This is a genomic window from Kaistia defluvii, from assembly GCF_026343955.1.
Classification (GTDB): Bacteria; Pseudomonadota; Alphaproteobacteria; order Rhizobiales; family Kaistiaceae; genus Kaistia; species Kaistia defluvii.
The window spans coordinates 509029-528353 of sequence record NZ_JAPKNI010000001.1 but is presented as its reverse complement, the minus strand read 5'-3'; the positions used below and the strand labels follow the sequence as shown (position 1 = coordinate 528353).

General features: G+C 66.5%; 17 protein-coding genes. 10 read left to right on the top strand and 7 right to left on the bottom strand.

Features of this window, described 5'->3' with window-relative positions; genetic code table 11:
* Window positions 1–35: 35 nt before the first annotated feature.
* Window positions 36–791 (bottom strand): SDR family oxidoreductase, encoded by a 756-nt coding sequence (locus tag OSH10_RS02430; RefSeq protein ID WP_266329921.1) that lies wholly within the window; start codon window positions 789–791, stop codon window positions 36–38.
* Window positions 792–972: 181 nt separating this feature from the next.
* Between OSH10_RS02430 and OSH10_RS02425 the strand changes: the two genes are divergently transcribed.
* The 7 genes from OSH10_RS02425 to OSH10_RS02395 all read left to right on the top strand — a co-directional run bounded on the left by OSH10_RS02425 (window position 973) and on the right by OSH10_RS02395 (window position 8446).
* The gene (locus tag OSH10_RS02425; protein WP_266329920.1) at window positions 973–1347 is read left to right on the top strand and encodes a RidA family protein; all 375 of its coding nucleotides are present in this window, start codon (window positions 973–975) and stop codon (window positions 1345–1347) included.
* A 38-nt stretch (window positions 1348–1385) separates the two neighbouring features.
* The gene (locus tag OSH10_RS02420; protein ID WP_266329919.1) at window positions 1386–2618 is read left to right on the top strand and encodes a sensor histidine kinase; all 1233 of its coding nucleotides are present in this window, start codon (window positions 1386–1388) and stop codon (window positions 2616–2618) included.
* A 6-nt stretch (window positions 2619–2624) separates the two neighbouring features.
* The gene (locus OSH10_RS02415; RefSeq protein ID WP_266329918.1) at window positions 2625–3005 is read left to right on the top strand and encodes a response regulator; all 381 of its coding nucleotides are present in this window, start codon (window positions 2625–2627) and stop codon (window positions 3003–3005) included.
* Window positions 3006–3218: 213 nt separating this feature from the next.
* Window positions 3219–3401, top strand: coding sequence for a hypothetical protein (locus tag OSH10_RS02410; protein ID WP_266329917.1), 183 nt, complete (start codon window positions 3219–3221; stop codon window positions 3399–3401).
* 470 nt (window positions 3402–3871) lie between these two features.
* A complete protein-coding gene (locus tag OSH10_RS02405) occupies window positions 3872–5344 on the top strand; it encodes a M81 family metallopeptidase (RefSeq protein ID WP_266329916.1) in 1473 nt (490 codons plus the stop codon).
* 346 nt (window positions 5345–5690) lie between these two features.
* On the top strand, window positions 5691–7121 hold the full coding sequence (locus OSH10_RS02400; RefSeq protein ID WP_323181541.1) for an MFS transporter: 1431 nt from the start codon (window positions 5691–5693) through the stop codon (window positions 7119–7121).
* Window positions 7122–7192: 71 nt separating this feature from the next.
* The gene (locus OSH10_RS02395) at window positions 7193–8446 is read left to right on the top strand and encodes an aminopeptidase (RefSeq protein WP_266329912.1); all 1254 of its coding nucleotides are present in this window, start codon (window positions 7193–7195) and stop codon (window positions 8444–8446) included.
* A 63-nt stretch (window positions 8447–8509) separates the two neighbouring features.
* Here the strand turns inward: OSH10_RS02395 and OSH10_RS02390 are convergent, their stop codons facing one another.
* Window positions 8510–8854: a DUF6616 family protein gene (locus OSH10_RS02390; RefSeq protein WP_266329911.1), complete on the bottom strand. Its 345-nt coding sequence runs from the start codon at window positions 8852–8854 to the stop codon at window positions 8510–8512.
* Between the two features lie 60 nt (window positions 8855–8914).
* The gene (locus OSH10_RS02385) at window positions 8915–9436 is read right to left on the bottom strand and encodes a MarR family winged helix-turn-helix transcriptional regulator (RefSeq protein WP_266329910.1); all 522 of its coding nucleotides are present in this window, start codon (window positions 9434–9436) and stop codon (window positions 8915–8917) included.
* Between the two features lie 286 nt (window positions 9437–9722).
* On the opposite strand from OSH10_RS02385, the gene mprF reads away from it, so the two are divergent.
* A complete protein-coding gene (mprF, locus tag OSH10_RS02380) occupies window positions 9723–12350 on the top strand; it encodes a bifunctional lysylphosphatidylglycerol flippase/synthetase MprF (protein ID WP_266329908.1) in 2628 nt (875 codons plus the stop codon).
* Entirely contained in the window at window positions 12347–13753 is a 1407-nt protein-coding gene (locus OSH10_RS02375; RefSeq protein ID WP_266329906.1) for an AcvB/VirJ family lysyl-phosphatidylglycerol hydrolase, read from the top strand. Before mprF ends, OSH10_RS02375 begins: the two co-directional genes overlap by 4 nt.
* A gap of 262 nt (window positions 13754–14015) precedes the next feature.
* On the opposite strand, the gene OSH10_RS02370 is transcribed toward OSH10_RS02375, so the two are convergent.
* From OSH10_RS02370 to OSH10_RS02360, 3 genes are all read right to left on the bottom strand, one after another.
* Complete coding sequence (locus tag OSH10_RS02370) at window positions 14016–14450, bottom strand: DoxX family protein (RefSeq protein ID WP_266329904.1); 435 nt, start codon at window positions 14448–14450, stop codon at window positions 14016–14018.
* A gap of 98 nt (window positions 14451–14548) precedes the next feature.
* Window positions 14549–16468: a DUF2207 domain-containing protein gene (locus OSH10_RS02365; protein WP_266329902.1), complete on the bottom strand. Its 1920-nt coding sequence runs from the start codon at window positions 16466–16468 to the stop codon at window positions 14549–14551.
* Window positions 16468–17022 carry a LemA family protein gene (locus OSH10_RS02360; protein ID WP_266329901.1) on the bottom strand — a complete coding sequence of 185 codons (555 nt, stop codon included), beginning with the start codon at window positions 17020–17022 and terminating at the stop codon, window positions 16468–16470. Before OSH10_RS02360 ends, OSH10_RS02365 begins: the two co-directional genes overlap by 1 nt.
* Window positions 17023–17266: 244 nt before the next feature.
* On the opposite strand from OSH10_RS02360, the gene OSH10_RS02355 reads away from it, so the two are divergent.
* On the top strand, window positions 17267–17851 hold the full coding sequence (locus OSH10_RS02355; protein WP_266329899.1) for a hemerythrin domain-containing protein: 585 nt from the start codon (window positions 17267–17269) through the stop codon (window positions 17849–17851).
* Between the two features lie 12 nt (window positions 17852–17863).
* Here the strand turns inward: OSH10_RS02355 and OSH10_RS02350 are convergent, their stop codons facing one another.
* Window positions 17864–19270, bottom strand: coding sequence for a patatin-like phospholipase family protein (locus OSH10_RS02350; protein ID WP_266329897.1), 1407 nt, complete (start codon window positions 19268–19270; stop codon window positions 17864–17866).
* Window positions 19271–19325: the final 55 nt, after the last annotated feature.

The window sequence follows — 19325 nt, the reverse complement described above, 5'->3', positions numbered from 1 at the left end:
GCCGGCGAATGGATGTTGATGAAGGCTCCGGTCCGTCAGAATACGTCGCGGATGAAGCGCAGATTGCCTGCCGTCAGTCCGGCATCGACGGGGAGCGCCACGCCGGTGATCGCGCCGGCCAGCGGCGAGGCCAGGAAGACGGCGGCGTTGGCGACGTCGGCGGGCGTCGTCAGCCGGCCCAGCGGATAATGCTGCACCACCTTGGTCAGAAGGCTCGGATCCTTCTCCATGCGGTGATCCCAGGCCGGCGTGCGCACCGAGCCCGGGCAGATGCAGTTGGCGCGGATGTTGTCGCGGCCGTTTTCCACCGCGATCGATCGCATATAGGCGACGAGGCCGGCCTTGGCCGCGGCATAGGCCGGGTTGCCGTAATGGGCGAGCGCATTGACCGTGGAGGTCATGACGATCGCGCCGCCGCCATTGGCGATCATCGCCTTCAGGGTCGGATCGATCAGGTTGAAGCTGCCGGTCAGGTTGATGTCGACTTCCTGGTTCCAGGACTGCTGGTCGACGGCGTCCATCGTCTCGGCGCGGGTATAGCCGGCATTGCTGACGAGAACGTCCGGAGTTCCCTGCTCGGAAACGATGGTCGCCACCGCGCGCGCCGTCTCGTCGGCATCGGTCAGCTCGAAGACGAACTTCACCACGCCTTCGAGGGATTCCAGCAGCGCCGCGTCACGGTCGCAGGCGGTCACCCGCGCGCCGGCCGCCAGAAAGGCGGAAACGAGGGACCGGCCGATGCCGCCGCCCGCGCCGCTGATCACCACATGCTTGTCTTCCAGACCGAACATCACCGTTCCTCCATGTCCAGTCAGGCTCGACCGGATCGGTGGACAAAGCAACGGGTGCGACGCCTGATTTTGCTGCTTTCCTGTCGATAATGCAGGCGAATTCCTTTAGCTTGCCGCCGCTGCACGGCGCGGATCTATCCCCCGCGCGCGGGCGTTCCACATGGCAGAAGGGGCTTGTTACATGAGCAAATTGAAGATCGTCTATGGGGCATCGCATGTGCCGCTGTCGCCGGCGGTGCGCGCCGGCGATTTCGTCTATGTCTCGGGCCAGGTGCCGACCGATTCCACCGGCACCGTCGTGGCCGGCGGCATCGAGGCGCAGACGAAGCAGACGCTCGAAAACGTCAAGGCCGCCCTGGCGCTGGCCGGCTGCACCATGGACCAGGTGGTGAAGACCTTCGTCATCATCACCGACGCGCGCGATTTCGGCGGCTTCAACAAGACCTACGCCACCTTCTTCCCGAAAGACCCGCCGGCCCGCACCACGGTCGAGGCCCGGTTGATGATCGACATCAAGGTCGAGATCGAAGCGATCGCCTACGCTCCCCAGACCTAGCCGGCGTCGCGTGGCTCCGGCGTGACCGGAGCCACGCCATGCACCCCGATCTCTTTCATGTCAGCCCTGTCCCCGCGGCGCGTGTCGCCGAGCCTGTTGGCGAGCGCGCTCGCCGCGGGGCGCCTGGCCTGGTGCCGAGCGAGCCCGGCTCCGTCGAACCCCGCGCCGGCAATTCCCATCGCAGGGCGGAGCATCCTTCAAGCGTCCCGAGCGTTGGGAGGTCGCGTAGCGCCCCATCGAGCTTGATCCGAAGGTCAAGCCAAAGCGCGGAAATGGCAGGACAGAACATGACGCTTGAGGAATTATATCGGCTGCTCCGGACGGGTCACATCCAGACCCAGGGGATCGTCGATACGCTCCACGAGCCCCTCATCGTGATCGACAAGGCCTTCACGGTCTGCAACGCCAATCCTGCCTTCTATCGGACGTTCGGCACGGATCCGGACGGCACCATCGGTCACAGCCTGTTCGACCTCGGCAATGGCCAGTGGGACATTCCCGAGTTGCGCACGCTGCTCTCCGATGTGGTGCCGAAGGCTTCGGCGATCGTCGGCTACCAGGTCAACCACGACTTTCCGGGCCTAGGCCGGCGCTCCATGTGCGTCACCGCCCGGCAGCTCGCGATTCCCGGCAACAACAGCACGCAGATGCTGGTGGTGTTCGAGGATGTGACGGACCGGCAGAAGGCGGAGGCGCGAAAGGACATCCTGATCGCCGAGACGCGCCATCGGATGAAGAATCTGATCGCCACCGTCAAGGTGATCGCCCGGCAGACGCAGGTCGCGGGCGTCACCGGGGCCGAATACCGCGACCGCTTCCTGGGCCGGGTCGACGCCCTGCTGATCGCGCAGGACTTCATCTCGGCCAACGGCTCGAATGCCGACCTCGCGGCGCTGGTCGAGCAATGCCTGTCGCCGGTCGCGGGGACGCGGACGGATCTCGTCGCAAGCCCGGCGGTCAGCCTCTCGGAAAACCAGGTGCTGCCCCTGTCGATGGTCCTGCATGAGCTGGCCGTCAACGCGCTGAAATATGGCGCGCTGGCCGGCGACGGGGTCATCCGGGTCGCATGGAGCACGGAACTAGACGAGGCAAGAGAGCGTTTGGTTCTGCAATGGCAGGAAGTGGGAGGTCCCCCGGTGACTCCGCCGACACATACAGGTTTCGGGACCCGTCTCATTGACTACAGCATCAAGGCAGAAGGTGGCAGCGCGATTTTTCACCACGATCCAAGTGGATTGCGGGTGGCGATTACCTTGCCGTTACAGCAGTAGGTAGTTGTGGCATCATCCAGTATAGAATCGACGCCGTTCGAAGTTCTCATCGTCGAAGACGAATATCTTATCGGCATGGAGCTCGCCCAGATCCTGGAGGACAGCGGATATAGGGTCATCGGGCCGATTGCCACGGTGAGCGCCGCCGTCGAGAGGATCGAACGGCATGCGCCGAACGCATGCATCCTCGACGTCAATCTCCGGGGCGAGATCAGCGCGCCCGTGGCGGACTGCCTGAAGGCGAGGCACGTGCCGTTTTTCCTGTCGAGCGGCTATAAGCAGGAGACGATCAACCAGGAGCCGGCCTTTGACGGGGTTGCCAATATCGGCAAGCCGGCCAAGCCGGAGCAACTGGTTTCGGCGCTGCAGGCGCTGTTGAAGGCCTAGGCTCGGCCCTCGCGTTCCCGCGCAGGATGGGCCGGGCGGAATCCCCCGCCGGATCGCGCCGCCTCGGCGGCGATCCTCGACCAATCGACGATGGCGTCGCTCTGCTGTCAACTGATCGAACGAGCAGTAGCCTCGGCTTTTGTGCTTGTGGGAATGCACGGTTGACCGAGACTTGCCTGATCCTTGCTACCCGCCGTGGGGCCGACCATCACCATGCAGAAGACAGCCCGTTACATCCAGGAATTGTCGATCGAGCTCAGCCAGTTGGCGGATCAGCATGGCATGCGCGATCTTGCCTATCTTCTCAGCCTCGCCGCCGAGGAGGCTCGCTCAGCCGCCGAGACCGGCGCGCGCACGCGTCTCACGCCGCCGGAATCGAACGACGAAGCCGCCTAGCCAGGCGCGATTCTCCACGGCAGCGACCGGCCCCGAAAAGGCAGATCTGCGCGCCGGCTGCGGTGCAATAAATGCTAGACGGGTGCCTTACTGTTCTGTCAAATTGCATAGCGTCAACAATGCCATGGGGGAACTATGAAGAAGACCTATGAAAAGCCGGCGATCGTGAAGTCGGCCCTTCTGCAGCGCATCGCCGCTGAGCCGATCCAGAGCGGCCTTATCAGGTAGCTGGTCGGCGCATCGCCGCGCCAGATCCAGCCCGCCGCGTGGTCCAGCCCCGGCGGGCTTTTCTTTGGCAAGCGATATAGGGTCGCGTCCGGAAGGCCGGGGCTTGCGGTCGGACGGCGGCGGAGAATACCTTTCGAGCCAGACGGCAGCATGGACGCGACGCGCGTCGGATGCATCGCCGACACCCACCAGGGAACTCGGATCCGGGATTCGAGGGACCGCTTCCGGAACGCCCCTGCATCATGCGCATCTTTACCGCTTCGCTCGCGACCGAAACCAATACGTTCTCGCCGGTTCCGACCGACCGGGCGAGTTTCGAGATGGCTTTCTATGCCGGGCCCGGCCAGCATCCCGAAACGCCGACGCTCTGCTCCTCGCCCATGGTGGCGCTGCGCCGCCGGGCCAAGGCGGACGGCATCGAGCTGATCGAGGGCACGGCGACCTGGGCGGAGCCGGGCGGGCTGCTGCAGCGCCAGACCTTCGAGGCGCTGCGCGACGAAATCCTCGACCAGCTGCGCGCGGCCCTGCCGGTCGACGCGGTCGTGCTCGGCCTGCATGGCGCGATGGTGGCGCAGGGCTATGACGATCCCGAGGGCGACCTGCTCGCGCGTATCCGCGAGATGGTCGGCCCCGACGTGCTGATCGCCGCCGAACTCGACCCGCACAGCCATCTGACGGCAAAGCGGGTGGCGAACTCCAACATTCTCGCCGCCTTCCTCGAATTCCCGCACACCGATTTTTACGAGCGCGGCGAACATGTCGTCGATCTCGCCATCCGCACGCTGCGCGGCGAGATCAAGCCGGTGATCTCGACCTTCGACTGCCGGATGATCGACGTGTTCCCGACCAGCCGCGAGCCAATGCGCTCCTTCGTCGACCGGATGAAGGCGATGCACGGCAAGGACGGGATCCTGTCGGTCTCGCTGATCCACGGCTTCATGGCCGGCGACGTGCCGGAACTGGGCACGCGCATGCTGGTCGTCACCGATGACCGCAAGGCCGAGGGTGACGCCTTGGCCGAAAAGCTCGGCATGGAGATCTTCTCGCTGCGCGGCAAGACGATGATGCCGCAACTGTCCATCGATGCCGGCATCGACAAGGCGCTGGAACTGGCCGCGACCCAGCCCGGCAAGCCGGTGGTCATCGCCGACACCTGGGACAATCCCGGCGGCGGCGTGGCCGGCGACGGCACGCTGATCCTGCACCGCATGATCGAGCGCGGCGTCGACAATGTCGCGGTCGCGACCATCTGGGATCCGATCGCCGTCACCTTCTGCCTCGCGGCGGGGGAGGGCGCGCATATTCAGCTTCGCTTCGGCGGCAAGGCGGGACCGGATGGCGGCGCACCGATCGACGCCATGGTCGAGGTCGTTCGCGCCGTGACCGAGGGCTGGCAGAGCTTTGGCGCCAGCCGCGTCACCTTCGGTCCGACGGCGCTGGTGCGCATTCTCGGCACCGAGATCGACGTGATCCTCAACACCAACCGCACCCAGACCTTCGAGCCCGACGCCTATTCCAATCTCGGTCTCGATCCGCTGTCGAAGGAACTGCTGCTGGTCAAGTCGACCAATCATTTCCACGCCGGCTTCCTGCCGATCGCCGCCGAAATCCTCTATATCGACGCCGGCGCGCCGTACCCGTCGAACCCGCGCGTCACCGATTATCGCAAGCTGAACCGGCCGATCTGGCCGCGCGTCGAAAATCCGCATGGCTGACGTGGGCATATCGGCCCGGGCAGACCCCTCCCCAAAACCGGCTTTGCCGGTTTTGACCCTCCTTCAAGGGGAGGGTTCCGGGAGTGCCTGCGTCATGGTTGAGCTCGGACTGCGCTGCCCTTGAACCCTCCCCTTGAAGGAGGGTCGAAAGCGCTCATGCGTTTTCGGGGATGGGTTCTCTACCAAAGGCCGAGTGCACAACATGGCGGACCATCCACTTCCCTGGAAGCGGCAGCGCGCCGCAGAGGGTTGTGCTTGCCGGCCGAAAGCGCGATGACTCCTGTGTTCGACGTGTCGCCGGCTGGCATCATGTCGCCTCATCTCCTCTCCTGAGCCGTCGGCCGGCATGACCTCCGTCCCATCCCAGACCTCGACCCATAAATCGACATGGATTGCCCTGCTCGTCGCAGGGGCTTTCTTCATGGAGAATCTGGACGGCACGGTCATCGCGACCTCGCTGCCGCAGATGGCGCATTCCTTCGGCGTCGCGCCGGTGGATCTCAATATCGGCATGTCGGTCTACATGCTGACGCTGGCGATCTTCATCCCGGCCAGCGGCTGGATGGCGGATCGGTTCGGCGCGCGCACCGTCTTTGCCACCGCGGTCGCCGTCTTCACCATCGCCTCCGTCTTCTGTGCGCTCAGTGAAAGCGTGATGGGCTTCGTGCTTGCGCGCATTCTGCAGGGCGCCGGCGGCGCCATGATGGTGCCGGTGGGCCGGCTGGTGGTGTTGCGCAACACCTCCAAATCGGAGCTGATGCGGGCGATCGCGGTGCTGACCTGGCCGGCCTTGTCCGCGCCGATCCTGGGGCCGCCGCTGGGCGGCTTCATCACCACCTACGCATCGTGGCACTGGATCTTCATCCTGAATGTGCCGATCGGCATCGCGGCCCTGGCCCTGTCGTTCTGGCTGATCCCGAACCAGCGCGGCGACGATCGCCAAGGCTTCGACTGGCTCGGCTTCGTGCTCACCAGCATCGCCTGCGCCGGGTTGATGTATGGACTCGATCTCGTCGGCCAGACGGAAAGCGACTGGGTGATCGGCGCCGGCATCCTCGCCGCCAGCGCGCTGTTCTTCTGGGTGGCGCTGCGTCATTCGAGCCACCACCCGCATCCGCTGCCGGATCTCTACGGGCTGACCGTCCAGACCTTCGCCGTGACCATGAAGGGCGGCTCGCTGTTCCGCACCGCCGTCAGCGCCGTTCCGTTCCTGCTGCCGCTGATGTTCCAGCTCGGCTTCGGCCTCGATCCGTTCCAGGCCGGCCTCTATGTGCTGGCGCTGTTCGCCGGCAATCTCGCCATGAAGCCGCTGACCAGCCTGGTGCTGCGCAGCTTCGGCTTCCGCAATACGCTGATCGGCAACGGCCTGTTCTTCGTTGCCACCCTGTTCGGCTGCGCGATGCTGACGCCGGCGACGCCCTGGCCCGTCATCATGCTCGTCCTGTTCCTCTCCGGCGCGGCGCGCTCGATGCAGTTCACCGCGATCGGCACCATGGCCTTCGTCGACGTGCCGCAGGAACGCATGAGCGGCGCCAACACGCTGTTCAGCCTGGTGCAGCAGATCACGTTCGGCCTCGGCATCGCCCTCGGCGCCATCGCGCTGCGTCTGGCCGACGCCTGGCTGACGCCGGATGTGAGCGGGCTGACGCTGCGGGATTTCCACGCCGCCTTCCTGATCGTCGGCGTGGTGGGCCTGCTCGGCCTCTATGACAGTTTCGCCCTGCCGCATGATGCCGGCGTGCTGGTGAGCAAGCACCGCGCCCGGGTGCGCGCCTGAGCCACAGGGGTTTCCTGTTTCGGCCCGCCTCCGTGGGCCGATCGAACGAAAACGAAGACTGGAGTTCTGCCATGACCAAGTTGAACAAGGATCCGTCGCTCACCCACGAGCAGAAGCTCGACCGGCTTGGCGAAGTGGCCGTTCGCGTCGGCCTCGGCCTGCAGCCGGGCCAGGAGCTGGTGATGACGGCCTCGCTCGACGCGCTGCCGCTGGTGCGCCGGATCACCGAGCACGCCTACAAGGCCGGCGCCTCGCTGGTGACGACGCTGTTCTCCGACGAGGAGGCGACGCTGATGCGCTATCGCCATGCCCCGGATGGCAGCTTCGACGTCGCCTCCGGCTGGCTCTATGACGGCATGGCCTCCGCCTTCCGCAATGGCGCGGCGCGCCTCGCGATTGCCGGCGAGAACCCATCGCTGCTGGCGGGGCAGGATCCCGACAAGGTGTCACGCGCCAACCGCGCCCGCTCGAAGGCCTACATGCCGGCTCTGGAACTGATCGCCGGCTTCGACATCAACTGGACCATCGCTTCCTTCGCCTCGCCGGCCTGGGCCAAGGCCGTGTTCCCGAACGAGACCGAGGAAGTGGCCGTCGCCAAGCTCTGGGACGCCATCTTCGCCGCCTCGCGCGTCGATCTCGTCGATCCGGTCGCCGCCTGGGGCGAGCACAACAAGGCGCTGCATGCGCGCACCAAGCTGCTCAACGACAAGCGCTACTCCGCGCTTCGTTTCGTCGGCCCCGGCACCGACCTGACGGTCGGGCTCGCCGACGACCATGAATGGGAGGGCGGTGCCTCGACGGCCAAGAACGGCATCGTCTGCAACCCGAACATCCCGTCCGAAGAGGTTTTCACCACGCCGCACAAGAACCGCGTGTCGGGCCATGTCACCAGCACGAAGCCGCTTTCCTATCAGGGCACGCTGATCGAGGACATTTCTGTGCGCTTCGAGGAAGGCCGCATCGTCGACGCGACGGCGCGCAAGGGCAGCGACGTGCTTTCCAAGGTGCTGGACACGGATGAGGGCGCGCGCCGGCTCGGCGAAGTGGCGCTGGTGCCGGATTCCTCGCCGATCTCGGCCAGCGGCCTGCTGTTCTACAACACGCTGTTCGACGAAAACGCCGCCTGCCACATCGCGCTCGGCCAGGCCTATGCCAAGTGCATCCGCGGCGGCGACACGATGAGCCAGGAAGATCTCGCCGCGCGCGGCGCCAACAAGAGCCTGATCCACATCGACTGGATGATCGGCTCGCGCCATATCGACATCGATGGCATCGGCCAGGACGGCGCTGTCGAGCCGATCATGCGCCAGGGCGAATGGGCCTGACGCTCTGAGGTCCATTGCCGGAGGATGCAAAGCCAGGTGACCCAGGTCGCCTGGCTTTTTTCGTCAGGCGGTCGCGGCGGCCAGCCTGCCCATATGGTGGACGAGATCGGTGGCAGGACCGGCCGCGTTGATCGTCTCGAAATAAGCGTGCCATCCGGAAGCGGCGATTCCGTCGAGCAGGGCGTCGAGCGCCGCCTCGTCCGCGAAACGCCATATCGCAAAATATTGCTGGGTCGCGGGGTGCTGCTTGGTCGCGTCGGTCTCGCCGAAGGCGAGGGCCTCGATGCCCAGGTCCGACAGGGCCGCCATGCCGGCGCCGATGGCGGAGAAGAACTGCTGCCTCTCGGGGGCCGAGAGGGCCGTCCAGGCGGGCTTGGGCGAATAGAGTTCAGCCAGGTAGTGCGTCATCGGTTGGTCTCCTAGGGGATGGGATTGCGGCAAGGCGGCCGCCGGGCGCGGCGCCGGACGTCAGTCCAATTTCGCGGGTTGTGGATCGGGCGAGCCGCTGTCCGTTGCCATCCAGACGCGCTGGAGCAGGCCGCTGAGGACACGTTGCTCCTCGTCGCTCAGATCGGCCAGCAAATGGCTGATCCATCGGGAATGTTCCCGGAAGAGCGTGGCCGCGGCCTCGTTGCCCTTGTCGGTCAGGCGGACGGCAACCCGCCGGCGATCCCCCGCCACGGCGTGCCGCGCCAGGAAACCGTCGCGCTCAAGGCCATCAAGCAGCCCGGTGACGGTTGCTCGGGTCACGCCGGCTCGGTCGGCCAGTTCATGCGGGGAGAGGCCGTCTGTGCGATCCCGCAGCAGGAACAGCAGTACGAACTTGCCTTCCGAGAGCTGATGAGGCGCGAGGCGACTGGCACAATCCCGGTCAATCGCCGCGGCAAGCGTCAGAATCTCGAAGCACAGTCCGAGGTTCCCGATCTCGGCAACGCCGCGCCGTCGGGCCTCGTCGAGCAGGGCGAGATGTTTCTGTTCGAGCGCAATCATACGGCGCCTTGTAATATGGCGCCTAATCATATGTCAACATTGCGCGAGATGCCCGCAAAGCCACGGTCGGCCTCAATCCAGCCAGAATTGAAGCTCTTGAAGCTGGCAGCAAGATGCAACGAGAAGGCGGCGCTTCGGCGGGTCGGGATTTCTGTCCCTTGGCCTGGCCAGAGCTGCGAAATGCACGATGACCCATAGCGCTACTTTATCGACCCGGGAGGCCACACGCCGCCCGGGAGGCGAGAGCCGATCCGAAGCAGACAGCCGTCCGGGACCGCGGGAAGCCATGCTGGAAGAGTTCGAGACCGCGGAGCGTCTGGGCGATTCAGAGCCGGTGGCCGAGCCGCGTTTCGAGCGGCTGCGCGCTCGTCTTGCGCCCTGGCGGCCGGCGATCACGGCAGCGGCCGGCATCATCGTCGTGGTGCTGGTCTGGCTTGCCATTTCGAAGCTGATTGCCGAGGTCGACTACAATGACGTGCTCGACACGCTGCACGCGACGCCGCTCTGGGCGATTGTCGCGGCGCTCGGTTTCACGGCGCTCAGCTTCCTGGCGCTCAGCATCTACGACCTGTCGGCGCTGCGCTATCTCGGCCGGCAAGTACCCTATCCGATTGTCGCGCTGACGGCCTTCTGCGCCTATGCGGTGGGCAATACCGCCGGTTTCGGCCCGCTCACGGGCGGCGCCATCCGCTATCGCTTCTACGCCCGTCTCGGCTTCGAGCCGGCCGATGTCGCCAAGGTCGTCGCCTTCGTCACCGTGGCCTTCGGCCTGGGGCTTGCCGGCGTCACCGGGCTCGGCCTTGCCTTCGCCGCGCATGACTTGGCCGAGCCGCTGTCGCTGCCGCCTGTCCTGCTTCGCGCGGTGGGGGGCGCCATCCTGCTGGCTCTGGCCGGGCTTCTCGCCTATTCGGCCTTCGGCAAGGGCCGGGTCGGCTGGCGCGGGCTCTCCTTCACCCTGCCGCGTCCCGGCATCATGCTGGCGCAGTTCGCCGCCACCCTTGTCGACGTCTCCACCGCCGCCGCCGTGCTCTGGGTCCTGCTGCCGCAGACCGATGTCGGCCTGCCGGCCTTCGTCGCGGTCTATGCGGTGGCGATCGGCCTCGGCGTCGCCAGCCATGTCCCGGCCGGGCTCGGCGTGTTCGAGGCGGTGATCATCGCCGTCGTCGGCCGCACGGCATCGGTCGACCAGGTGCTGTCGGCGCTGATCCTCTACCGCGTCATCTATTACGGCGTGCCGCTGCTGGCGGCATCCGGCCTCGTCACGGGCATGGAGGTGCGCCGCGCCGCTTCGGGCGTCAACGCCTCGCGCTTCCTGCGCGCCGGGGCGCAGCTATCGCCGCGCGTTCTGGCGACGCTCACCTTCGCGCTCGGCGGCGTTCTGGTGCTCTCCGGTGTCACGCCCGCCGCCGACCAGCGGCTCGACATGCTCTCCGGCCTGTTGCCGCTGCCGATCCTGGAGGGCGCGCATTTCCTGGAAAGCGTGCTCGGTCTCGGACTGATCGTGGTGGCGCGCGGCCTGGCGCACCGGCTGGATGGCGCCTGGTGGGCGGCGATGGTCTCGGTCGGCGCGGCGGTCCTGCTGTCCCTGCTGAAGGCGCTCGCCATCAGCGAGTCGATCGCGCTCGCCCTGCTGTTCATCGCGCTGCTGGCGACCCGGCGCGAGTTCAACCGGCCGGCCTCGCTGCTGCACCAGCGGCTGACGCCGGGCTGGCTGCTGGCGATCGCCACCGTCATCGTCACCGCCGCGGCCGTGATGCTGTTCGTCTATAGCGACGTCGAATATTCCAGCCAGCTCTGGTGGCAGTTCGAATTCTCGGAGGAAGCGCCGCGCAGCCTTCGGGCGCTGCTGGGCGTGGTCATCGCGGCCGGATCGCTGGCGGCCTGGTCGCTGCTGCGCCCTTCCAAGGGCAAGACCGGGCAGCCCGATCCGCAGGAGATCGCCGAAGCGGTCAAAATCCTCGCCACTCAGCCCCATCCCGATGCGAACCTGGTCCGCATGGGGGACAAGACGCTGCTGTTCTCCGACGACCGCCGCGCCTTCATCATGTTCGGCCGCCAGGCCCATTCCTGGGTGGCGCTGTTCGATCCGATCGGGCCGCGCTCGTCCTGGCCGGGGCTGATCTGGCAGTTCGTCGAGATGGCGCGCGCCGCCGGCGGCCGGGCGATGTTCTATCAGGTCATGCCGGAGAACCTCGCGCTGTATGCCGATGCGGGCTTGCGCGCCTACAAGCTCGGCGAGGCCGCGCATGTCGACCTGCAGGGCTTCGACCTCAAGGGCGCCAAGCGCGCCAGCCTGCGCCACGCCTTCAACCGCAGCCAGCGGGAGGGCCTGAGCTTCGAACTGCTGGAGCCGGACCAGGTGGCGGAGTCGATCGACGACCTGCAGCGGATCTCCAACCTGTGGCTGGCCGAGCATCGCGCCCGCGAGAAGCGCTTCTCACTCGGCGCCTTCGACCGCGACTATGTGATGGCGCAGCCCGCCGCCGTCGTCCGGCGCGAGGGGCGCATCGTCGCCTTCGCCACCGTCATGACGACGACCCTGAAGCAGGAGGCGACCGTCGACCTGATGCGGTTCGAGCCGGAGGTTCCGGCCGGCACAATGGAGTTTCTCTTCATCAGCCTCATGCTCCAGCTGAAGGAGCGGGGCTATCACTGGTTCGATCTCGGCATGGCGCCGCTTTCCGGCCTCTCCGAAAGCCCGGCGGCGCCGTTCTGGCACCGGATGGGCCGCGCCGTGTTCGAGCACGGCGAACGGTTCTACAATTTTCATGGGCTCAGGGCCTTCAAGGCGAAGTTCCAGCCCCAATGGCAACCCCGCTACATCGCCGTATCGGGGGGGATGTCGCCGGCGCTCGCGCTCGCCGACGTAACGGTGCTGATCAGTGGCGGGCTCAAGGGAGTGGTTGGTAAATGATCCGGAATTGGCTGTTTGCGTCCCTGTTCGCCTGCGCGTCGCTGCCGGCGATGGCCGAGGATGCGCCCGCCGGCAGCGCGCCGCCACAACCGGCCGGCTTCCAGGCCGGCCTGCTCGGCAAGCCCGAGATTCTGCTGCCGACCGAAGCGGTCACCGGCGCCGTCTTTTTGTTCTCCGACAAGGAGGGCTGGACGCCGGCCGACGAGGCCACGGCCGCCGCCCTGCAGAAGTCCGGCGCCATCGTGGTCGGCATCGACACGCCGAAATTCCTGGCCGGGCTGGAGGACGACAAATCCGAGGATTGCGCCTATGTCGTCGGCGATATCGAGGATCTGAGCCATCAGATCCAGCGCCAGCTCGGCACCAGCATCTATCATTCGCCCGTCATCGCCGGCATCGGCACCGCCGGCGCCCTGGCGCTGGACCTCGCGGCGCAGACGCCCGACGCCACGATCGGCCGAAACGTCGCCGTCGATCCGGCGCTGGCGCTGCCGCTGGTCAAGCCGCTCTGCACCGATGCGCCGCGCACGGAAGTGCCGGGCGGCGTCACCTATGGCCTGGAGAAGGGCGACCCGGCCAATCCGGTCGACGTGATCTTTACGGCTTCGGCGCCCGCGGACGGGAAGGCGCATGTCGCCGACCTGCAGAAGCAGGGCTTCAAGCTCAAGGACAAGACAGTCGCAGGCGATGCCCGCGCCGCGCTGCTGGAACGGCTGCAGCACCTGCTGGTGCCGAAGTCGTCGGATGCGGACCCGCTCGCTGACCTGCAGCTCATCGAGTTGCCGGCCACCTCGAAGTTCGACACGCTGGCGATCGTCTTTTCCGGCGATGGCGGCTGGCGCGATATCGACAAGTCCGTCGCGGAAGCGCTGCAGAAGGAAGGCGTGCCGACCGTCGGTGTCGATTCGCTCCGCTATTTCTGGTCGCAGAAGACGCCGGACCAGACCTCGGCCGACCTCGCCCGCATCATCGAGGCCTATACCGAGCGCTGGGGCGTCGATCACGTCGTGCTGATCGGCTATTCCTTCGGCGCCGACGTCTTGCCGGCCGCCTATAACCGCCTGCCCGCCGACACCAAGGACATGGTGGCCCAGCTTTCGCTGCTCGGCCTGTCCGAAGCGGTCGATTACGAGATCTCGGTCGGCGAGTTCCTCGGCACCAGCTCCAGCGAGGGCGAGACCCTGCCGGACCTGAAGCAGATCAAGCCGGCGCTGGTCCAGTGCGTCTACGGCGAGGAAGAAGACGATTCCGCCTGCCCGAAGGTGGCGGGAACCGGCGTCGAGATGATCAAGACGACGGGCGGCCATCACTTCGACGGCGACTATGACGCGCTGGCCGCCAAGATCCTCGACGGCATCAAGCGCCGCGTCCCCGCCGGCGCACACCCGCCGGCGAAGAAGTAGGCGCTCGGAGGTAGAACGTCAGCTTCCCGGGCCGAATGTCGTGTAGCCAGAGGCGCTCCTTGCCTCTGGACTGCTTGGACTTGCCACCGTCCGCAACATGCTGGAGAAGGCCCGAAGGGCCGTCTCGAAGCACGCAGGGGAGTGCGGTATCCCCCCGGCACGTGGACGGTACGTCCTTCGAGACGGCTTGCTCGCAAGCCTCCTCAGGATGTTGGGAATCGAGGGGTGCACGCCGGTTGTCCGGAGGGCGCCAAGGTCTTGCTCAGGGAGAGGTAAGGGACTCTCTTTCCCTCCCGAGCTGCGACCTGCGCAGCGCGAGTCTTTCGCCCGGGCCGTGCACGGCGGCGACGAGCAGGCCGGCGATGAAGGTGAAGTGGTCGACGAAGAAGCCGAACTCCGCCTGGTTGCCGTTCCAGTGCGAGGGCCCATGGAAGGCGAGCGCCAGGAACAGGATATAGGCGGCGGCGAGAAGGGCCGCTTCGGAAAAGAACGCGCCGGTCAGCAGCGCGATCGCCAGAACCGTCTCGAAGATCGCCGCCACCCAGGCCAGGAATAGCGAGGCGGGGAAGCCGGCCGAGGCGATGTAGCCGGCGGTTGCGTTCATGTCGATGAACTTGAAGGTCGCGGCCATCGTGAAAACGCCGGCGAAAATCAGCCTCGCGATGAGCATAGCCCCCGTCTTGAATGGGCTGTCCATGGATCGGTCCCTCCGAAACGTCGCCTTATCTCCAGGCGACGGATGAGGGAGGCCGGTTTCGACATCCGGGCCGACGATTTCGCGTCCGGCCGTTGCGACTACCAGCCGGAACCGCCGCCGCCTCCACCGCCGCCGCCCGAGGACCCACCGCCGCTGCTGCCGCTGAAGCCGCCGGAACCCGAACGGGAACCGGGCGCGGTCGAGGCTGCAGCCACCGTCTGCGACAGGCCGGAGCCGAGGCGGTCGACCAGGCTGCCGACATTCCGGTTGCCGCTCGCGACATACCAGCTCGATACGGCCGCGGTGGCTCCGGCCGCCGCCAGGATGCCGGCGAACTTGGCCGCCCAGGCATTTTCGACGTCGAGCGCCACGGCATAGGGGAGATAGCGTTCGAAAAGTTCGGGGGTCTTCTCCGGCGGATGCAGCATGTCCAGCCGGTGCTCCTCGGCGATGCCGAGATATTGCCGGAAGCCGGCGATGGCATCGCGCAGCTTCTGTCCCTCCGGCGTCGGCGCGCGCATCCACGAGAAGGCGGAGGCCAGCATCGGCAGCAGGGCGAAGGGCAGCACCAGCACCACCAGGTCGATCGGACTGCGCACGGCGCTGAGAAACACGCCGAGGCCCGCGCCGCCGAAGGCGATCGCGAAGATGCCGATGAACAGCAGGGTGAAGATCCGCTTGTACCAGGGGCTGCCGCGCAGCGAGCGCAGGGTCAGCCCGACGACGATGGACGGCACCGACAGGAACACGAGGCTGAAGGCGGCGACCATGCCGTTTTCGCCCATGGCGATCACAAGCCCGATCGCCGCCAGCGCATAGGCCGCGACGGTGATCAGCACGCCGCCGGTGAGCCAGCCACTGTTCATGTTGAAGACGGTGCCGGAATAGGCCTTCTCGAGAGCGCGGTCCAGCGTCGCCTTGGCGTTGGAAAGCGTGGCGTGGTTCGACTGGACCAGCGAGATCTCGCCGCGGCTGCGAAACAGCGCCTGCGCCGCCGCGGCTTCCGGCGCGGCGATCGCCTTGCCGCCCGGCATGCGGGTCACGACCAGGGTCTTGTCGCTGTCGGTGATCTTCAGCTGGCCCTTGACGCCGAGATCGAGGATCGCCGCGGTGAAGACGCGATCGTCGAAGTCCATTTCCGAGATGTAGCGCGTCGCGGCGGCTGAAAGCCCCTCGGGCGGGGTGAAGAGGGGAATGATCGGGCCGGGTCTGGGATCGCGGCCGGCCTTGCGCCAGGCCTGGAACAGGTAGAGCAGCCCGCCGGCGCCGCCGAGCAGGGCGAAGATCGCGCCGATATTGTCCTTGAGCCACCAGACGGCGCGCCGGCTGGTGCTTGGCGGCTCGACCACGCCTTTCGGCCAGGCGGCGGCGACCGTCAGGCCGTTATGGGCCGGCAGGGGCGCCGTCGTGCGGAAGACGATTCGTCCGGGCTCCTTCGAGACAACTCGCGCATCCTGGCCGCGATCGCCCTGCTGGCCGGTATAGATCGCCGTATTGCCGAAGGGCACGGCTTCGGGAAGCGTGATCCGCGCTTCGGCGACGTCGATGGGGAAGGTCCAGCCCGTGCCGGTCGCGTTCCAGTACAATTCGTCGAAATTGTCGAAGAAGCCGATCTGGCGCGTGGTCCGGTAGCGGATGACGTAGTCGTGCGGGCCGGGCTCGAGCAGTGTATCGGCCGAGCCGATGCGGATGCGCTTGCCATTGGCAAGGGATTCGATCCCGAAGGGCTCGTTCTGGCCGTCGCGGGTGACGGATTCCACGTCGAAGCCGACGACGACCGAGCCGCCCCGGTCATCGCGATAGGTAGTCGGGAAATCGCGCAGGATGCCGCGCCGGATCTCGTTGCCCTCGGCCTGGACGCGGATGGTCTCGACCACCTCGAGATCGCCATTGCGCTGCACGGTCACGTCCGAGACGAAGCGCAGGATCCGCTCCTCGGCGCTCGCGGGTGAAACCGACGAAAGGGCCAGCAGCAGGCCGACAATGAGGCCGGCGATCGGCCGCATGTCGAAGGACATCAGAACGAGACCTTGGGCGGAATCTGCGCGGCGGCGCGATCCTCGATCTCGTAGAAGGCCTCGGCGTGGAAACCGAACAGGTTGGCGACCAGCACGGCGGGGAAGGTCTGGATCGCGGTGTTCAGGTCGCGCACCGTGCCGTTGTAATAGCGGCGCGCCATCTGCATCTCGTCCTCGACGCTGGCAAGCTGCGCCTGCAATTCGCGGAAATTAGCGTCGGCCTTCAGGTCCGGATAGGCCTCGGAAATCGCGATCAGCCGGCCGAGCGCACCGGAAAGCGCCTGGTCGGCGGCGGCCTGGCTCTTGACGTCGCCGGCGTTCATGCTGGCGGCGCGCTTGGCGGCGACATCCTCGAAGATGCCCTTTTCATGCGCGGCATAGCCCTTGACCGTCTCGACCAGGTTGGGAATCAGGTCGGCGCGGCGCTTCAGCTGGACGTCGATGCCGCTCCAGCCCTCATGCGCGAGGTTTCGCTTGGCGACGAGATTGTTGTACAGGCTGACCGCATAGAGCGCGGCGGCCACGATCACGGCCAGAACAATCCATGTGGTCACGGTGTTTCCCCTCGGCTTGACGGCGCCGGAACGCTTGGCCCTTGTCGAATCCTGCCCGGTTGCGGCGGTACTGGCTTGTTGATAGCGCTTCGCGGCGAGGTTTGCGAAGTCGCTTTCGCGCCACCCGGCCAATTCGCGCCGGCGCGGGGGAGGACGCATCCCTTGGTTTGGCCGTTCCGATCCCTATCTCTGGGACCTTGTCCCGTCCCCGATGCTTTTCCGGCCCCCGCGGCCCCAGGTGCCCATGACCGATTCCGCCACGCTCGCGCTCGAAACCCGCACCGGATTGCCGGAGGCGCTGCGCTTCCTCGCCGAGCTCTATCCGCGCGAGGTCTGGACCGGCCACGCCAATCTCGGCATGACCGCGCGCTTCTGGCTACAGCGCCATGATGCTTTTCGCGAGCAGGGCCGGATCATGGCCGCCGGGCTGGTGGATTTCCGCGAAGGCAGGATCGAGCCGCGCGCCTTCGGGCCCTGGCTGGTGCCCCGGCTGCAGCGCTTTCTCGGCGAACTCGAGGGTCATCACCAGATCGAGGACTACCAGTATTTTCCCGTCTTCACGGCGGCGGAGCCGCGCCTGGCGCATGGCTTCGAACTGCTCGACGGAGACCACCAGACGATCCATCACTGGATCGATTCCGTGGCCGGGACGGCGAACGGCCTCCTCCGGTCGCTCGATGCCGATCGCGACGCCCTGCTGCGGGCAAGCGACGCCTATGCCGATGCGAGCGGCGCCATGCTGGCGGGGCTGATGCGCCATCTCGCCGACGAGGAAGACCTGATCATCCCGCTTATCCTCGACCGGACCGAGGACGGCATCGGCATCTGAGCGACGCTCGCGTCAGTTGTGCGCCATCCGCGCCGGGCCGATCGCGTCGAAGATGCGGGCGCGCTGGCGCGTCTCGCGGGCGACCTTCTGGATGTTCGCATTGTTTCGTACCGCCTCGCGGCCGGCCTGGATCACCAGATCGACCTGCTGCTTGTCGAGGCGCAGCCGGGTCGGAATGTTGTTGAGGGCGCGGTACAGGGAGGGGTCGGCGTTGCGGAACGACAGGTGCTCCGTGGTGACGACGACATCGCGGCAGTTCCAGCCGACGAGCGTCCCGCGCGAGCGCAGCACCTGCGCGCTGGAAAGGCCGCAGCGATATTCGATCAGCTGCTGTTGCCACTGGTTGAAGGCGAGGTCGATCGCGTCGAAGCCGTGACGGGTGGAAGCGGAGATCGTCGTATCCGTGACCGAACGCAGGATCTTGCCCAGATGCGGAGGGCGCTGCGATCCGCCCCAGTCATATTCGCTCTGCACGCCGGCATCGGTCACGATGAACAGGAAGTGGCGGATACGCACCGCCTGATAGGCCGATAGCGGGGCGTAGGGCGTGGTCGCCTGGGCCCGCTCCAGCGACATCGCGCTGATGCCGAGATTGTCGGTCAGGCCGCCATCCAGCAGGCGGACATATTTGAGATCGCTGTTGGACTGGTAGGAATCGAGCATCCGCGCATAGGCCTGCAGGCGGACGGACGGGTTGTCGGAATCGATGGCCTTCTGCAGCCAGGCGGGCCTTTGATACTGGCACTGGCCCTTGTCCGGCGTGGCGAGAATGACGGGCGAGAACACAACCGGGACCGCCGCCGACGCCGCGACCGCATCGGCGATCTTCACCTGGTCGAGATCGCTGCAGAGCGCCGAGAACGTGTCCTGGGTGAACAGGAAGGGCGCGCGGTTGTAGATGTCGGAGGCGGTGATCCAGACCAACGGCCTGTCCGGCTTGTGGAAAGCCGCATAGGTCGCGCCGTCGAACAGATTCTCGTCGATCCAGCGGCCGAAGCTGTTGCGGTCATTGGCGCCGCCATCCAGGACGGTGCGCGCCAGATTGCCCGGCGTGAAGTGGGTCCGCATGTAGCTTTCGGCGTCCAGCGCCAGGAAGCGATCCCGGAAGTCGACATATCCCGCCTTGCCCTTGTAGCCGAGATAGGCCGCCATGATGGCGCCGCCGGAGGTGCCGGCGACCGAGCGCACGTCGTCGACCAGACTGCGTTCGACGGGGTGCTCGTCGATGATGAGCGTGTCGAGTTCGGTCAAGGCGCCATAGGCGAAGGCCGCGGCGCGGGTGCCGCCACCGGAAAAGGCCAGCGCCAGGATGGTGCTGCCGTCATCGTCGGGATCGGGAAGGGCCGCGGGCGATGGCGGGCCAGGCTGTGTCCGCGTCTGGTTGATCGGCGTGGTGTCGGTGGCCGAGCACCCCGACATGGCGATCCCTGCCGCAAGCACGACAAGCCGAAGCGCTGCTCCCCAACCGTTCGGC

Coding starts and splice junctions, on each gene's coding strand:
- OSH10_RS02395 (WP_266329912.1), top strand. CDS start 7,193: ATGACCAAGTTGAACAAGGATCCGTCGCTCACCCACGAGCAGAAGCTC.
- mprF (WP_266329908.1), top strand. CDS start 9,723: ATGCTGGAAGAGTTCGAGACCGCGGAGCGTCTGGGCGATTCAGAGCCG.
- OSH10_RS02405 (WP_266329916.1), top strand. CDS start 3,872: ATGCGCATCTTTACCGCTTCGCTCGCGACCGAAACCAATACGTTCTCG.
- OSH10_RS02375 (WP_266329906.1), top strand. CDS start 12,347: ATGATCCGGAATTGGCTGTTTGCGTCCCTGTTCGCCTGCGCGTCGCTG.
- OSH10_RS02400 (WP_323181541.1), top strand. CDS start 5,691: ATGACCTCCGTCCCATCCCAGACCTCGACCCATAAATCGACATGGATT.
- OSH10_RS02365 (WP_266329902.1), bottom strand. CDS start 16,468: ATGTCCTTCGACATGCGGCCGATCGCCGGCCTCATTGTCGGCCTGCTG.
- OSH10_RS02425 (WP_266329920.1), top strand. CDS start 973: ATGAGCAAATTGAAGATCGTCTATGGGGCATCGCATGTGCCGCTGTCG.
- OSH10_RS02430 (WP_266329921.1), bottom strand. CDS start 791: ATGTTCGGTCTGGAAGACAAGCATGTGGTGATCAGCGGCGCGGGCGGC.
- OSH10_RS02370 (WP_266329904.1), bottom strand. CDS start 14,450: ATGGACAGCCCATTCAAGACGGGGGCTATGCTCATCGCGAGGCTGATT.
- OSH10_RS02355 (WP_266329899.1), top strand. CDS start 17,267: ATGACCGATTCCGCCACGCTCGCGCTCGAAACCCGCACCGGATTGCCG.
- OSH10_RS02385 (WP_266329910.1), bottom strand. CDS start 9,436: ATGATTGCGCTCGAACAGAAACATCTCGCCCTGCTCGACGAGGCCCGA.
- OSH10_RS02350 (WP_266329897.1), bottom strand. CDS start 19,270: ATGTCGGGGTGCTCGGCCACCGACACCACGCCGATCAACCAGACGCGG.
- OSH10_RS02390 (WP_266329911.1), bottom strand. CDS start 8,854: ATGACGCACTACCTGGCTGAACTCTATTCGCCCAAGCCCGCCTGGACG.
- OSH10_RS02420 (WP_266329919.1), top strand. CDS start 1,386: ATGCACCCCGATCTCTTTCATGTCAGCCCTGTCCCCGCGGCGCGTGTC.
- OSH10_RS02410 (WP_266329917.1), top strand. CDS start 3,219: ATGCAGAAGACAGCCCGTTACATCCAGGAATTGTCGATCGAGCTCAGC.